Genomic DNA, 14,719 nt, shown 5'->3' with positions numbered 1-14,719 from the left:
TAAAAAAGGGAGAGAAGCGTTACAGAAAGGATGATTTTTATGAATCATGTTAATCAAACCGTCATCATTACGGGAGCCGCGAATGGCATTGGTGCAGAACTCGCCCGCACCTACGCTGCGCATGGCGCAAATGTCGTTCTTGCTGACATCGATCAGATGACAGGAGACGAATTAGTTCAACAAATTGAAGAAGATGGTGGGACGGCTTACTTCTATCACCTCGATATCCAACACGAAAAAGACGTTCAACTGTTGATTGAGAAAGCGATTGAACATACTGGTCGTATCGACATCGTCATCAATAACGCCGGTATCATGATTCGAAAACCCTTACTCGAATTGTCACTTGAGGAATGGGATCGGGTTCATCATACGAACCTGCGTAGTATCTTTTTAACGACTAAGGCCGCTACACCTTATTTGAAACAAAGTAAAAGTGGTGGTCGGATCGTCAACCTGGCTTCGACCCGCGCCTTCATGTCGGAACCGCATACAGAATCTTATGCATCGACGAAAGGTGGCATTTTTGCTCTGACCCATGCACTTGCTGTCTCACTCGGAGAAGACGGAATTCTCGTCAACGCGATTGCTCCTGGTTGGATTGAAACCGGTGACTATCAAGAATTATCACCTGAAGATCATAGTCAACATCCAGCTGGTCGCGTCGGAAAACCAAGTGATGTCGCTCGTGCGGCTCTCTATCTAACACACCCGGATAACGATTTCTTGACGGGCGAAACACTGGTCCTAGACGGTGGGATGACGCGAAAGATGATTTATGAAGAATGATTCGGATGGAGTGCCTTTCGGGGCACTTTTTCATTTCACAAAAACTATATTTATACCTTTTTCAAGCATTAATAAACCTTCTATTTATACGATGTTACAAAAATATATCTTCTGACATCATTCGGAAATCAATCAATTACATAATGATTTTTCCTTTCATATCAACATATTCTATTTATTCTTCTGTTCACGCATCATTATTTTCATAAATTCTTCATACTTTCTGCTAGCTTCTCTTGTATTTTTTTAAAAGAATTGTAAAGTGGATTTTCTGATTTTCTTGTTAGAGTGGGATAGGTAACACTTCACAAGGGAAAGGAATGACGCTTAGTTTATGAAACGACCTTTCGGAAAGTCACTCGGGTTATCGCTCATGACACTCACTTTACTCGCAAGTCCGCTCATGACGACAACTCCCGTCGACGCAGCAAGTTCATATAGAGAAAAGCAACAACAAAACCAGCAACAACAATCGAAGCAACGCGAGGCGTTGTCTCAAAAAAATAATCAATTATCTAAAGCACAGCAACAAGTCTACGCCCTGGATCAACAGATTAATGGGCTGACATTACAAGTCGTCGAGAATCAAAAGAAAATCGACGAAAACACGAAACAGATTGCTCGATTAGAAGATAAGATCGAGAAGTTGCAAAAGAAAATCAAGAAACAAGAAAAAATGCTCGGTGATCGTCTAGCGGTCCGTCAGTCGAAAGCCGATAACGCCCCACTGCTTGAAGCCGTCTTCGGCGCAAAAGATGTCGGTGATATGATTAGCCGTTTCAACGCCTTCAATACAATCGCGGAAAGTGATGCTTCTTTATTAAAAGATTACGAATCAAACAAAAAAGAACTGGCAGCTGCGAAAGAAGAACTGAAGCAGACACGCCAAGACTTGATTGAAGATCGTAATGTTTTAAAAAAGAAACAACGTGAATTAAAACAAGAAAAACAAAAGCGAACAGCACTTCTGAAACGTCTGACGTCGCAAAAGAAAAAAATCGAATCCAGTATCCTTAGCCTGAAAGAGGCATCGGCCCAACTGAAGGCACAGGAAGAGGCAGAAAAAGCTGCAGCACGTGCCGCGAAAGCAGCTGCAGCAAAAGCTGCAAAACAATCGGCAGTGCCAGCATCTGTTAGCAAGGCCAGCACGAAAGTCATCTCAAAAGCAAAAGGTAAATTCATCAAACCTGCTCAAGGCTCTGTTTCGCAAGGAATGGGTGCAGCAAGCGGAAGTAATGGTTATGCGTACCACAATGGAACCGACTTCGCTGGTCCACTCAACTCGCCAATCGTTGCGTCTGCAAATGGAACAGTCATCTTAGCAAGTTCCGGTGGTCCTTACGGCAACCACGTCTATATCTCTCATAATATCGACGGAAAAACGTATACGACCGTGTATGCCCATATGAATGCCTTGAACGTTAAACAGGGACAACAAGTCAAACAAGGACAGCAAATCGGTGTTCTCGGAAGCACCGGTAACTCGACTGGTCCACACTTGCATTTTGAAATCCACGATGGTGGATACCAGTATGATGCGAATGGACGGACGAATGAGCTCGATCCAGAAAGCTTCTTCTAAGTCGATTCAAGAAAAAGTGCACGCCTTCTCTTCCTGAGAATGCGTGCACTTTTGCTGTGTTCATTAAATTTTGAATTGATGTGTCTGACTGTCAAGCGACGTCGTCGTCGACTCGAGTTCTTGCATCAATTGATGAATCTGTTCGAACGATGCCTGTTGATCACGCATCGAAGCAGCGATCTCTTCATTTCCGGCTGCAAGTTCTTCCATGACACCACTAACTGTACTGACTTGACCAACGACATGGCGGGCTTGTTGTTTCGAATGTACGAGTTGTTTCGTCACATAATCGAGTGTTTCGGTCACACTCGCTACTTTTTGACGCGTCTCACCGAATGCTTGTTGGACGTGTGTAAAATTCTCGACCTGGTTCGTCTGTTCCCGCTCCGCTTGCACGAGTGCTTCTTGTAAAACAGCGCCGTCTTGGCGAATCGAACGGACGAGTGAGAAGATCGAACGCGTCGCTTCGTGTGTCTCATCTGCTAACTTTTTAACTTCACTCGCCACGACGGCAAATCCACGACCGGCTTCCCCTGCTCGCGCCGCTTCGATTGCCGCATTGAGTGACAATAAGTTCGTCTGCGCAGAGACTCCAGCGACGAGTTGCGCCATCTGTTCGATTTGTTGCGTTTGCTCAAGGAAACCTTCTAATTTCTGACCGAGTTCACGATTTTGTTCTGTTGACGCGCGTAATGAAGTAGCCTGTTGTTCCATGACAGAACTACTTTGAACCATCACGTGATCTGCCGCCTGTCCTTCTGCATAAGCGGTTTGTGCGCGTTGTTCGCTCTCCTCGAAGAGTTGTTGCATATCAGCCATCGTACTGACCGTTGTCTGGATATCATCCGACACCGTTTGTGTACCGCTCGCCATCTCATTAATCGCATGGGTCATGTTACCAGAAACTTCGACGATGTTCGCGTTCTCTGTCGTCGCTTCCGTACTCATTTGACGAATTGTGTTCGACGAACGACTGATCGTTCCGATGACCTCATGTAAAGTTCCTTGCATCTGCGCAACAGCCGTCTCGAGTCGACCAATCTCATCTTTTCGACCGGATACGACCAGTTCCTGTGACAAGTCTCCATCCGAAATTTGCTCTGCTGTCCGGACGACACGGCTGATCGGTCGCGTGATACTACGTGCGAAGTACCAATTGTATAAAGCTAGACCAATCAAGAGGAGGAATGTCGCGATTAGGACGGTCCGCGTCAAATTCAATGTCTCGTCTTTTGCCTCACGTTGTAAGACATCATAAAACTCCCCATTTTTCGTATGTAACGTATAGAGATCACTGAGGACACCTTCAATTCGTGCGGCATGGGAGCGAATGTCAATCGGATTCACCGCGTCCGTCAGTTCCGTCCGTTTTGCAGCGAGCGTCTTATACTTCATATCCGCCCGGTTCAACTCTTCTTGAAACGCTGGAATCAAATATGTCTTCTGTAGCTGATTCAAAGCTTGCTCGTTCTTCTTACTAAGAGCCTGAACCTGCTCCGCCTGACTCTCAGACGGTTGGCTTGCCAGTCGGTTCCATGCTGCCTGTTCATATAAGAGCTTCGTTTCGAGTTCTGAAATTTCAACGAGTTGTTTCCCGTAGTCTTCGTTATAGGATTGAATTTGACGGAGTTGGAACAAGGTCCATCCCATCAAGATGACGACACTCAAAATCGTCACTAATGTTGAGAGTAAAAATCGTTTCCGTAACGTCATTGGATCGTCACCTTACCTTCGAGCACATCTTGTTGCAGCTGCTCTAATTTTTTTCGTTCCCCGTCCGTAAAGTTCGTATTACGGATTGGAGCCAACTGGATTGCCCCTTCTTTGACACCAAGGACGACTTGTCCAGATTGGAGTCCTTTTGCATCCACATCTTGTCCGATTTTCGTAATCGCAAGATCAACTTGTTTTAGCATCGACGTCATGACGGCGTCAGGCGCGATCGGGGTCTGATCGCTATCAACACCGATAGCTTTTTTCCCCTTCGTTTGCGCCGCTTCAAGGACGCCGCTCCCTGTTAACCCAGCAGCTGCATATAACACGTCTGCCTTTTTCTGCATCATTTCGTTTGCAAGCGTCCGTCCCTTTTCGGGCGCCGCAAAGTCCTCCGCATATTCGACGAGTACCTTTGTTTTCGGATTGACGGCTTTAGCGCCAGCTATGTATCCTTTTTCGAACTTCTCAATCAAAGGCGACTTCATCCCACCGACGAAACCAATCGTATTCGTCTTGGTTTGGATTCCTGCAGCGGCACCCGCTAAGTAGCTTCCTTCGTCCTCTTTGAACGTAACCGAGAGTACGTTCGGTAACGTCGAGACGGCATCAATCAAGGCGAATTGTTGTTTCGGATATTTTTTAGCAACGGTCTCAAGATCTGTCTGCCCCATGTAGCCGAGTCCGACGATAACGGTCGGCTTCTTTTTCGCTAACGCTTCAAATGCTGTTTTATAGGTCTTCGTTTCGTTTAATTCCCGGTAATCGATCGACCAGCCTTCCTTCTCCCGTAACAACGCCATACCGCTCATCGCTGCATCGCTGAATGATTGATCGCCAAGACCAACATCCGATAAGACGACCGCCATTTCCTTTCGCTCCTTGACTGCCCGTTCTGGATCATCGATGACACTACCGCATCCTGCAAGGCTTAGTGTCGATGCCAGTATGATTCCACTCCATCGTTTCATTCATTCCACACCCTTCCGACATTCTACATCTGATTATCGGAAGCGATGTCTGACTTTTTAATACAAAATCCAAATTCAGAATAATCCCACAACAAAAAAACATGCCCCTCTAAAAAAGAGGGACATGTGACATATTCTTAGTAGTCGCTATCAGACGTACCACCAGTAACGATTGCGATTCCTGCTGAAGCACCAATGCGTGATGCACCTGCATCGATCATTGCTTTTGCACCTTCGAAGTCACGAACGCCACCAGACGCTTTAACACCGATATCAGGACCGACTGTCTCACGCATGAGACGGATATCTTCGACTGTTGCACCACCTGTTGAGAAACCAGTTGATGTTTTCACAAAGTTAGCACCTGCTTTAACTGAAAGTTCAGCAGCTGTTTTGATTTCTTCTTTTGTAAGAAGACAGTTTTCAAAGATGACTTTAACGAGCGTACCGTTCGCCGCTTCGACAACTGCACGAATATCACGTTCTACTAACTCAAGATTTCCATCTTTTAGTGCGCCGATGTTTAAAACCATATCGATTTCTGTTGCACCGTTTTGAATGGCATCCTTTGTTTCGAATGCTTTCACTTCTGGCGTGTTTGCTCCAAGTGGGAACCCGATGACTGTACATACTTTCACGTCATCATCTGACTTTAAGAGTTCTGATGCTAACGCGACGTATGTCGGGTTAACGCAGACGCTTGCGAATTTGTATTCTAATGCTTCTTTACAGAGTGTTTCGATTTGAGCACGTGATGTTTCTGGCTTCAGTGCCGTATGGTCGATCATTCCTGCTAAATTCATGATTGTTATCCTCCTTAAGGCTTCCCTTTGACTCTGATATTATTCTATCACGCAAGAGGTCTGACTTCTATCTTTTTACGCGACTTTTCGAAGCTGTTTTTTTCGAATCCAGACTCCATTGAGCGTAAAGACAATCGCTGCTGTCCAAATACATGTAAACGCCACCATATGTGTTTTAGTAAACGGTTCATGATAGAGCAAAACACCGAGTCCAAGTGATAAGGTTGGTGCGACGAATTGCAAGAATCCAACCCATGTGAATGGAATTCGTTGTGCCCCGAATCCAAATAACAAAAGTGGCACAGCGGTGACGATCCCCGTTAAGATGAGTCCAGTCATCGTACCGACAGATTCGGTTATCGAAGACGTTCCCTGTACTTGCCAATATCCGAGGAAGATCAAAGCCAGTGGAAGCGGCGCCATCGTCTCAAGTGTCAGACTGACCGTTGATTCAAGCGGACGACGTTTTTTGACGACGCCGTAAAAACCGAAGCTTAAGGCAAGCGCAATCGAGATCCATGGAAATTCGCCGTAGCCAATCGTTAAAATCAGAACACCGATCGTCGCAAGGACAATCGAGATCCATTCAATCCGTGAGAGCTTTTCTTGAAAGAAGAAGACACCAAAGACGATGCTGACGAGCGGATTGATGTAATAGCCGAGCGACGCCTCAACGATGAATTGATGATTGACAGCCCAGATGTAGATGAACCAATTCAAGCTGATGATCAGTCCATTTAAGAAAAAGAGTCGGCGCGTGAACGGATCACGCAATGCCGTCTTCCATTTTCCAAGTGCTTTTTGAAACGACAGTAAGATGAGTAGAAATAGAAACGACCAGATGATCCGGTGCGCTAGTATCTCTTCACTCGGTACATTAGCGAGCATCTTCCAGTAAAGCGGTAAGAGCCCCCAAATGATATATGCGACAAGCGTCGCAAAAAATCCCGGTAGATTCACATAATCCCTTCTTTCGTTATGATACCTTCTTCATCCGTATCTTTCCTGCTGATAAACCGCTGATCGTAAACAAAGCAACGGCAATCCAAATGAACAGGAAAGCGATGAAGTGAATCGTCGTAAAGACGTCATTAAATAGATAAATTCCAAGGAGTAGCGTTAACGTTGGTGCAATGTACTGCAGAATTCCGACGTAAACGAACGGGATTTTCGGCATCCCGTATCCAAATAACATCAATTGAACTGCTGTTGCGATTCCGAGCATGATGATTGCAAGCAGTGCACTCGTCGGCATCGCAAGCGGTTGACTATCCGTCACGCCTAGCGTCAAGAGAGCGAACGGGAGCGTGACGAGCGTCTCTAAAAATAATCCCGATAATGGCTCGGCTGCCGCCTTTTTCTTCAGCACACCGTAAAATGCGAACGAGATGGCAAGTGAAAAGGCAATGATCGGAAATTGACCATAACCGAGCGTTAAAATCATCACACCAGTGATTGCTGATACAATCGCGATGATTTGTGGACGCGTTAATCGTTCCTTAAAAAAGATCAAACCGAACAAGACGCTGACGAGCGGATTGATATAATACCCGAGCGATGACTCGACGATATACCCTTCTCCGATGGCATACAGATAGAGTGACCAGTTCCCACCTAATACGAGACCTGCCGCAAGCACGGTATAACGTTGGCGTTTGTTTTGCCACAGGTGACGAACGAATTGAAACTTCTTCGTCAAGCGTAACAATAGTGTCACGAAGATGAACGCACTTAAAATCCGGATTGAAACGACCGTCCATGCTGGAATTCCAGCAGCAAACACTTTGTAGATTGGCAACAGTCCACCAATCACGTAGGCGACGAATGTCGCACTCATACCCCGTTTATCCACGGTCATCCCCCTTATGTATGAAGAAAGCCGCCAGTGGCGACTTTCATTGAACCTTATTGTGCGTCAAGCGTCTTAAACAATTCGCGTAATTCCTCTTCCGTCAAATCACGCCAAGAACCAATCGGTAAATCGCCAAGCTCGATGTTCATGATCCGGACGCGCTGCAGCCGTTTGACCCGGTAGCCGAACTCTTTACACATTCGACGAATCTGACGATTTAACCCTTGCGTTAAAATGATGCGAAATGTCCGTGTCTCAAGTGGTTCAACGATACATTCCTTCGTCGTTGTACCAAGAATGTCAACACCACTCGCCATTCCTTGAATGAATGTGTCCGTGATCGGGGCATCGACAGTCACGATATATTCCTTATCGTGATTGTTTTCTGCCCGGAGAATCCGGTTGACGACATCACCGTCATTCGTCAAAAGAATCAAGCCGTCTGAATCCTTGTCGAGACGACCGATCGGGAAAATCCGCTTCGGATGATTAACGAAATCGATGATATTTCCTTCGATATCAAGCTCCGTCGTACATGTGATGCCGACCGGTTTATTTAAGACGATGTAGACGGGTTTTGGTTTCGTTTGGAGTGGCTGACCGTCGATTTCGACGACGTCCGTCTCTTCAGCTTGCGAGCCGAGTTCTGCCGTCAGACCGTTGATCGTCACACGACCTGCGTCGACTAATTTATCGGCAGCACGCCTTGAGCAAAAGCCCGTTTCACTAATGAATTTGTTGATTCGCATGAATAATATCCTCTTTCCTTAATTGAACTGTATTCAGTGTAGCGCATTCCTGAAATGAAAACAAAAAAAGTGGCAAAGAAAACCAGAGGTTCCCTTTGCCCTTTCGATTAGACTACAGCGTCTTTAAGTGTCTGCATGATGCGAACGAATTGACCATCGTTCATCGGATAACCGGCTTTCGTGATTTTGACACGAACGAGTTGTCCGATCATCGACTCATCGCCTTCGATTGCGACACGCAAATAGTTATCTGTGTAACCGACGAGACGACCGCCTGCTTCTTCCGAGAATTCTTCCGGAATGATCTCAAGCAGTTCCCCTTCGTATTTCGAAGCATATTCCTTTGCGAGTTGATCCGATAAAGCGATCAAACGCGCGACGCGTTCTTCTTTGATTGATTCCTCGACTTGATCATCCATCATCGCAGCGGGTGTTCCTGTCCGTTTCGAGTAGGGGAAGACATGCAACTCACTGAACTTATGATCGTTGATGAAGTTGAACGTTTCCATGAACTCTTCTTCCGTCTCACCTGGGAAACCGACGATGACATCTGACGTAATCGCACAGTCAGGCAAGACTTCCTTCAAACGCGTAATCCGTTCTCCGAATTCTGCCATCGTATACTTCCGGCGCATCCGGCGAAGGACCGTATCGGAAGCCGACTGGATCGGAACGTGCAAGTGACGAACGACAATCGGTGAATCCTTCAGGACATCAAGTACCTCGTCCGTGATTTGACTAGCTTCGATCGACGAAATCCGCAAACGTTCGAGTCCATTGACGGATTCGAGTGCTTTAAGTAATTTCGCTAAGTTGTAGTCTTTTAAGTCTTCTCCGTAGCCACCTGTATGGATGCCTGTCAAGACGATCTCTTTATAACCCGCATCAACGAGCTGTTGTGCTTGCTTCAAGACATCTTCTGGTTGACGAGACCGCATGAGACCACGCGCCCATGGGATGATACAGAACGTACAGAAATTGTTACAGCCTTCCTGAATTTTCAGAGAAGCCCGTGTCCGGTCCGTAAAGGCCGGTACATCCAGTTCTTCATAGACTTTTGCTTTCATGATGTTTCCGACCGCATTGATTGGCATGCGTTCTTCACGGAATTGTTCAATGTATCCAATCATTTTATGCCGATCTTGTGTTCCGACGACGACATCGACGCCAGGAATCGCCATGATTTCAGCAGGAGATGTTTGGGCATAACAGCCCGTTACGCAGATGACACTATCCGGATTTTGGCGAATCGCCCGTCGGATGACTTGGCGACTTTTCTTATCTCCGGTATTCGTGACCGTACATGTATTGACGACATAAACGTCCGCATGATCAGCAAAATCAACGCGTGCGTAACCAGCGTCCTTGAACAGTTGCCAGACAGCTTCTGTTTCGTAATGGTTGACTTTACAGCCAAGCGTTTGAAAGGCAACAGTTGCCATTTCGTTCACCCTTTCAATTCAAAATGATACGAGACGGCGGAAAGGACATAAAATGGTGCCGTTTCCGTCCGTAAGATGCGGCGCCCTAGAGCGGCTTGTTTAAAACCGGCATCCGTCAAACGTGCGATTTCTGCTTCAGCGAACCCACCTTCAGGTCCGATGACGACAAGAAGGGAATCTCCCTCTTGCAGTCCAGCAAGCGTCGTAGCGAGGACGGAAGCCTCCCCTTGTTTCGCTGATTCTTCATAGGCAACCAGACAAGCCGTATAGTTCGATGCATCCTGTAAGACTTCATCATACGCCACGAAGTCGACCGTCGGCAAGTGGGCACGGTACGATTGTTCCGCTGCTTCCTTGACGATTTTTTCGAGTCGTTCAATCTTTTTCGGAACCTTCTTCTGATCCCATTTCGAGACGGAACGGTCGGCTTCGAAAATCCGTAGATGATGGATTCCGAGTTCCGTTGCTTTTTGGGCAACGAGTTCGATCTTATCGCCTTTTGGCAATCCATGGGCGATCGTCACACGAATCGGTAGCTCCGTCTCGATCGGTAGCGTCTCTTCGATACGGGCAGAAGCTGCCTGTTTCTCGAGTGCTTCCAGGCGACACCGGTAAAGACCTGTTCCATCGAGCACGAGAATCTCTCCGCCGACTTCCATCCGCATGACGTTTTTCATATGGTGTGCGTCGTCTTTCGGGAGATGAAAGACATCTCCCTGACGCATCGAGGGCTCGACGAAATACCGTTGCATGCGCTTATGCCTCCCGTTTCGCGATGATTGCGACCCAGTCCTCAAGCTTCGTCGTCTCGACGATTGTAAATCCTGCTTCTTGCATCGCTTGTACGACCATATCTTTCTTCTGACTAATGATACCGGAAGCGATGAAATGCCCGCCTGGTAACGTCAGCGTATAGGCATCCTTGACGAAGAGGAGGATGACTTCCGCTAAGATATTCGCGACGATCAACTCGACCGGCTCACTCAATTCCTTCATCAAATCGCCTTGACGGACCGTGATCTGCTCACTGACGTTGTTCAAAGCGACGTTTTCCGTCGCTGATTTGACAGCGACTTCGTCTAAATCGAGTGCAAAGACATCCTTTGCCCCAAGCTTCGCAGCTGCAATCGCTAAGACACCGGATCCTGTACCGACATCGACGACACGATCTTGCTCTTGCAAGTAGTTTTCGATTGCTTGAATGCAAAGAACCGTAGTCGGGTGTGTTCCCGTTCCGAACGCCATGCCTGGATCGAGCTCGATGATCTTTTCACCCGGCTGTGGCGTGTAGTCTTCCCACATCGGGACGACTGTCAGGTGGCGGCTGATCTTGACCGGTTTATAGAATTGTTTCCATGAATGTGCCCAGTCTTCTTCATCTACTTGAGTCAGCGTGACAGCACCCGTGCCAATCGACAGACCGAAGTTCGTCAATTGTTGGATGTCCTGTTCGATGCCTTTGATCGTGTCCGTCAAATCGCTGCTTTCTGCAAGATATGCCTTCACGAGTACACCTTGAGTCGGGTACTCATCTCGTTTCGTCTCATCCCAAATTTCACCGAAGTTATCTTCGCGGTGGGACATCATCTCGAAATCTTCGACGTCCTCGATGACGACTCCGCTTGCTCCCGCTTCATGTAAGATGTTTGAAACTGCTTCGATGGCTTCTTGTGTCGTATGGACACAGATCTCTGACCATTTCATTTCTTGTCACGCTCCTCTGTAGTGATCACCCTGTAAAGAATGTCTTGATCCGGCTGAAGACACCTTCGTGTTGCTCTTCGACACCTTTTTCATCGCTGATTTCATTGAATTCCCGTAATAGTTCTTTTTGACGTTCCGTCAGATTCTTCGGTGTGATGACGACGACGTTGACGTATTGGTCACCATGGTGACCGGACCGGACGTTCGGCATCCCTTTTCCGCGGAGACGGAAACGTGATCCTGTCTGTGTGCCCGCTGGAATCTTCAGACTGACCTTGCCATGAACGGTCGGCACTTCGATCTCATCACCGAGTGTTGCTTGCGCGAATGTAAGTGGCATATCCATGACGATATGATCGTCGACGCGTTCGAACAGTTCGTGTGCTGCGACACGGACGACGACATACAAGTCACCTGCTGGTCCACCGTTGACACCGGCTTCCCCTTTGCCTGCTAAACGAATTTGTTGCCCATTGTCGATCCCTGCTGGAATTTTGACACGGACATCTTTGTTTTTACGGACACGACCAGCTCCACGACATGTTTCACATGGCTCCTTGACGATTTGTCCACGACCATGACATGTCGAACACGTTGTTTGGTTGACGACACGACCGAACATCGTGTTTTGTTCGACGTTGATGTGCCCCGAACCACCGCATCGTTTACATGTTTCTGGATGTGTTCCTGGTTTAGCACCCGAACCATGACATGTACCGCAATCTTCTTCGACTGGGATCGTGATCGTCTTCTCGACGCCTGTGACCGATTCCATGAAGTCGATTTCCTCAACGTATTGTAAGTCCTGTCCTTTACGTGGGGCATTTGGATCTTGACGACGTCCGCCACCGAAGAACATGTCGAAGATGTCGCCAAATCCTTCAGCTCCACTGAATCCACCGCCACCTTGTGATGGATCTTGATGACCGAATTGGTCATAACGTGCTCGTTTATTGTCATCGGACAACACTTCATACGCTTCCGATAATTCCTTGAATTTTGCATCCGCATCGGCTTCCTTGTTGACGTCCGGGTGGTACGTCCGGGCAAGCTTTCGGTAGGCGCGTTTGATTTCCGCTGATGAGGCATCGCGCGCGACGCCTAGTACTTCATAATAATCGCGTTTTTCCACGTGCAGTCTTCCTCTCTCTATTCCGATTCATTTCATACTGTTTGATTTTACCGAACTTCGTGCGACATGGAAAGAGCCAAAGCGCGGATACGCTTTGGCTCTCTCTAGCGCCCGAAAAATCGGTCGGATGAATTACTTGTTGTCTTTCTCGTCAACTTCTTCGAACTCAGCGTCCATGACATTGTCGTCTTGACCACTAGCTTGTGCGCCTTCAGCGCCAGCTTGTTGCTGTGCCATGTTCTCGTAGACTTTTTGTGTCAACTCTTGAACGACTGTCGACAATTCGTCTTTTGCAGCACGGATTGCTTCGATGTCTGTTCCTTCGAGAGCTTTTGTTACTTTTTCTTTTGCAGCTTCTGCTTTTTCTTTATCAGCGTCAGCGACTTGCTCACCAAGATCTTTGATCGCTTTGTCTGTTGCGAAGACGAGTTGGTCTGCTTCGTTGCGTAATTCAACTTCTTCTTTACGCTTGTTGTCTGCATCCGCATTTGCTTCTGCATCCTTGACCATTTGCTCGATGTCCGCTTCAGTCAAGCCGCTTGATGATTGGATCGTGATTGACTGTTCTTTGTTTGTTCCGAGATCTTTTGCAGAAACGTTAACAATACCGTTCGCATCGATGTCGAATTTAACTTCGATTTGTGGCACGCCACGTGGTGCTGGTGGAATGTCCGTCAACTGGAAGCGACCGAGCGTTTTGTTATCTGCTGCCATTGGACGTTCCCCTTGAAGGACGTGGATATCAACAGCTGGTTGGCTGTCTGCTGCAGTTGAGAAGACTTGTGATTTTGAAGTTGGGATCGTCGTGTTACGATCGATCAATTTCGTCATCACGCCACCCATTGTCTCGATACCGAGTGAGAGTGGAGTTACGTCGAGAAGAACGACGTCTTTGACGTCTCCAGTCAATACGCCACCTTGAACCGCTGCACCGAGGGCAACGACTTCATCCGGGTTAACTCCTTTGAACGATTCTTTACCAGTGAAGTCCTGGATTGCTTTTTGAACTGCAGGAATACGAGTTGAACCACCAACGAGGATGATTTTGTCGATTTTGTCTGGTGTCAGACCTGCATCGTTCATAGCACGGCGTGTTGGTTCCATCGTACGTTCAACAAGATCTGCTGTGAGATCATCGAATTTCGCACGTGAAAGCGTCATTTCCAAGTGAAGTGGACCTGATGCGCCAGCTGTGATGAACGGAAGGCTGATTTGTGTTGAAGAAACACCTGAAAGATCTTTTTTCGCTTTTTCAGCTGCATCTTTTAAACGTTGAAGCGCCATCTTGTCTTGAGCAAGATCGATGCCGTTTTCTTTTTTGAATTCTGCTACGAGATGATCGATGATTTTTTGGTCGAAATCATCTCCACCAAGACGGCTGTCACCTGCAGTTGAAACTACTTCAAAGACGCCATCACCGAGCTCAAGGATCGACACGTCGAACGTACCGCCACCAAGGTCATAGATGAGGATCGTGTGATCTTCGCCTTTTTCGAGACCGTAAGCGAGCGCTGCTGCTGTAGGCTCGTTGATAATCCGTTTTACATCAAGACCAGCAATTGTACCAGCGTCTTTTGTCGCTTGGCGTTCTGCATCGTTGAAGTAAGCCGGTACTGTGATGACAGCTTCTGTGACTTTTTCACCGAGGTAGTCTTCTGCTTGCGCTTTTAATTTTTGAAGGATGATCGCAGAGACTTCTTGTGGTGTGTAGTCTTTGCCTTCAACTTCTACTTTATAGTCTGTACCCATATGACGTTTGATCGACATGATCGTGTTCGGGTTCGTGATTGCTTGACGTTTTGCAACCTCCCCTACTTGACGCTCACCGTTTTTGAATGCGACGACAGATGGTGTCGTACGGTTTCCTTCTGCGTTAGCGATGACGACGGGTTCGCCACCTTCCATTACTGCAACACATGAGTTCGTTGTACCTAAGTCAATACCGATGATTTTTGCCATGATCTATTTCCTCGCTTTCAATG

13 protein-coding genes are annotated in these 14,719 nt (G+C 47.2%); 2 read left to right on the top strand and 11 right to left on the bottom strand.

Features of this window, described 5'->3' with window-relative positions; translation table 11 throughout:
* Nucleotides 1-39 precede the first annotated feature (39 nt).
* Both ACY2IG_RS04410 and ACY2IG_RS04405 read left to right on the top strand, forming a co-directional pair.
* Complete coding sequence (locus ACY2IG_RS04410; RefSeq protein WP_035409264.1) at nucleotides 40-789, top strand: SDR family NAD(P)-dependent oxidoreductase; 750 nt, start codon at nucleotides 40-42, stop codon at nucleotides 787-789.
* 373 nt (nucleotides 790-1,162) lie between these two features.
* The gene (locus tag ACY2IG_RS04405) at nucleotides 1,163-2,371 is read left to right on the top strand and encodes a murein hydrolase activator EnvC family protein (RefSeq protein WP_329470269.1); all 1,209 of its coding nucleotides are present in this window, start codon (nucleotides 1,163-1,165) and stop codon (nucleotides 2,369-2,371) included.
* 63 nt (nucleotides 2,372-2,434) lie between these two features.
* Here the strand turns inward: ACY2IG_RS04405 and ACY2IG_RS04400 are convergent, their stop codons facing one another.
* From ACY2IG_RS04400 to dnaK, 11 genes are all read right to left on the bottom strand, one after another.
* Entirely contained in the window at nucleotides 2,435-4,084 is a 1,650-nt protein-coding gene (locus ACY2IG_RS04400; RefSeq protein ID WP_290748764.1) for a methyl-accepting chemotaxis protein, read from the bottom strand.
* A complete protein-coding gene (locus ACY2IG_RS04395; protein ID WP_056060078.1) occupies nucleotides 4,081-5,055 on the bottom strand; it encodes a BMP family lipoprotein in 975 nt (324 codons plus the stop codon). The genes ACY2IG_RS04400 and ACY2IG_RS04395 overlap by 4 nt, the downstream gene beginning before the upstream one ends.
* A 137-nt stretch (nucleotides 5,056-5,192) precedes the next feature.
* Nucleotides 5,193-5,858 carry a deoxyribose-phosphate aldolase gene (gene deoC / locus ACY2IG_RS04390; protein ID WP_035409273.1) on the bottom strand — a complete coding sequence of 222 codons (666 nt, stop codon included), beginning with the start codon at nucleotides 5,856-5,858 and terminating at the stop codon, nucleotides 5,193-5,195.
* Nucleotides 5,859-5,933: 75 nt separating this feature from the next.
* Nucleotides 5,934-6,818, bottom strand: coding sequence for an EamA family transporter RarD (gene rarD / locus ACY2IG_RS04385; protein WP_035409275.1), 885 nt, complete (start codon nucleotides 6,816-6,818; stop codon nucleotides 5,934-5,936).
* A gap of 16 nt (nucleotides 6,819-6,834) precedes the next feature.
* A complete protein-coding gene (rarD, locus tag ACY2IG_RS04380; protein ID WP_235513988.1) occupies nucleotides 6,835-7,716 on the bottom strand; it encodes an EamA family transporter RarD in 882 nt (293 codons plus the stop codon).
* Nucleotides 7,717-7,763: 47 nt separating this feature from the next.
* Nucleotides 7,764-8,459 carry a 23S rRNA pseudouridine(2604) synthase RluF gene (gene rluF / locus ACY2IG_RS04375; RefSeq protein WP_056060072.1) on the bottom strand — a complete coding sequence of 232 codons (696 nt, stop codon included), beginning with the start codon at nucleotides 8,457-8,459 and terminating at the stop codon, nucleotides 7,764-7,766.
* A 107-nt stretch (nucleotides 8,460-8,566) separates the two neighbouring features.
* Nucleotides 8,567-9,901, bottom strand: coding sequence for a tRNA (N(6)-L-threonylcarbamoyladenosine(37)-C(2))-methylthiotransferase MtaB (gene mtaB, locus ACY2IG_RS04370; RefSeq protein WP_035409280.1), 1,335 nt, complete (start codon nucleotides 9,899-9,901; stop codon nucleotides 8,567-8,569).
* A gap of 5 nt (nucleotides 9,902-9,906) precedes the next feature.
* Nucleotides 9,907-10,653, bottom strand: coding sequence for a 16S rRNA (uracil(1498)-N(3))-methyltransferase (locus tag ACY2IG_RS04365; RefSeq protein WP_462618401.1), 747 nt, complete (start codon nucleotides 10,651-10,653; stop codon nucleotides 9,907-9,909).
* 4 nt (nucleotides 10,654-10,657) lie between these two features.
* On the bottom strand, nucleotides 10,658-11,605 hold the full coding sequence (prmA, locus tag ACY2IG_RS04360; protein ID WP_056060066.1) for a 50S ribosomal protein L11 methyltransferase: 948 nt from the start codon (nucleotides 11,603-11,605) through the stop codon (nucleotides 10,658-10,660).
* Between the two features lie 25 nt (nucleotides 11,606-11,630).
* Entirely contained in the window at nucleotides 11,631-12,737 is a 1,107-nt protein-coding gene (gene dnaJ / locus ACY2IG_RS04355) for a molecular chaperone DnaJ (RefSeq protein WP_023467442.1), read from the bottom strand.
* Nucleotides 12,738-12,869: 132 nt separating this feature from the next.
* Nucleotides 12,870-14,696: a molecular chaperone DnaK gene (dnaK, locus tag ACY2IG_RS04350; protein ID WP_056060063.1), complete on the bottom strand. Its 1,827-nt coding sequence runs from the start codon at nucleotides 14,694-14,696 to the stop codon at nucleotides 12,870-12,872.
* Nucleotides 14,697-14,719 lie beyond the last annotated feature (23 nt).

It is taken from the genome of Exiguobacterium sp. EF_C8 (genome assembly GCF_054956715.1).
This window is presented reverse-complemented; position numbering and strand designations above follow the sequence as displayed.

What these genes read in the sequence shown, in the direction of transcription:
- ACY2IG_RS04410 (WP_035409264.1), top strand. Translation starts at nt 40, where the DNA reads ATGAATCATGTTAATCAAACCGTCATCATTACGGGAGCCGCGAATGGC.
- ACY2IG_RS04405 (WP_329470269.1), top strand. Translation starts at nt 1,163, where the DNA reads ATGACACTCACTTTACTCGCAAGTCCGCTCATGACGACAACTCCCGTC.
- ACY2IG_RS04400 (WP_290748764.1), bottom strand. Translation starts at nt 4,084, where the DNA reads ATGACGTTACGGAAACGATTTTTACTCTCAACATTAGTGACGATTTTG.
- ACY2IG_RS04395 (WP_056060078.1), bottom strand. Translation starts at nt 5,055, where the DNA reads ATGAAACGATGGAGTGGAATCATACTGGCATCGACACTAAGCCTTGCA.
- deoC (WP_035409273.1), bottom strand. Translation starts at nt 5,858, where the DNA reads ATGAATTTAGCAGGAATGATCGACCATACGGCACTGAAGCCAGAAACA.
- rarD (WP_235513988.1), bottom strand. Translation starts at nt 7,716, where the DNA reads ATGACCGTGGATAAACGGGGTATGAGTGCGACATTCGTCGCCTACGTG.
- rluF (WP_056060072.1), bottom strand. Translation starts at nt 8,459, where the DNA reads ATGCGAATCAACAAATTCATTAGTGAAACGGGCTTTTGCTCAAGGCGT.
- mtaB (WP_035409280.1), bottom strand. Translation starts at nt 9,901, where the DNA reads ATGGCAACTGTTGCCTTTCAAACGCTTGGCTGTAAAGTCAACCATTAC.
- ACY2IG_RS04365 (WP_462618401.1), bottom strand. Translation starts at nt 10,653, where the DNA reads ATGCAACGGTATTTCGTCGAGCCCTCGATGCGTCAGGGAGATGTCTTT.
- prmA (WP_056060066.1), bottom strand. Translation starts at nt 11,605, where the DNA reads ATGAAATGGTCAGAGATCTGTGTCCATACGACACAAGAAGCCATCGAA.
- dnaK (WP_056060063.1), bottom strand. Translation starts at nt 14,696, where the DNA reads ATGGCAAAAATCATCGGTATTGACTTAGGTACAACGAACTCATGTGTT.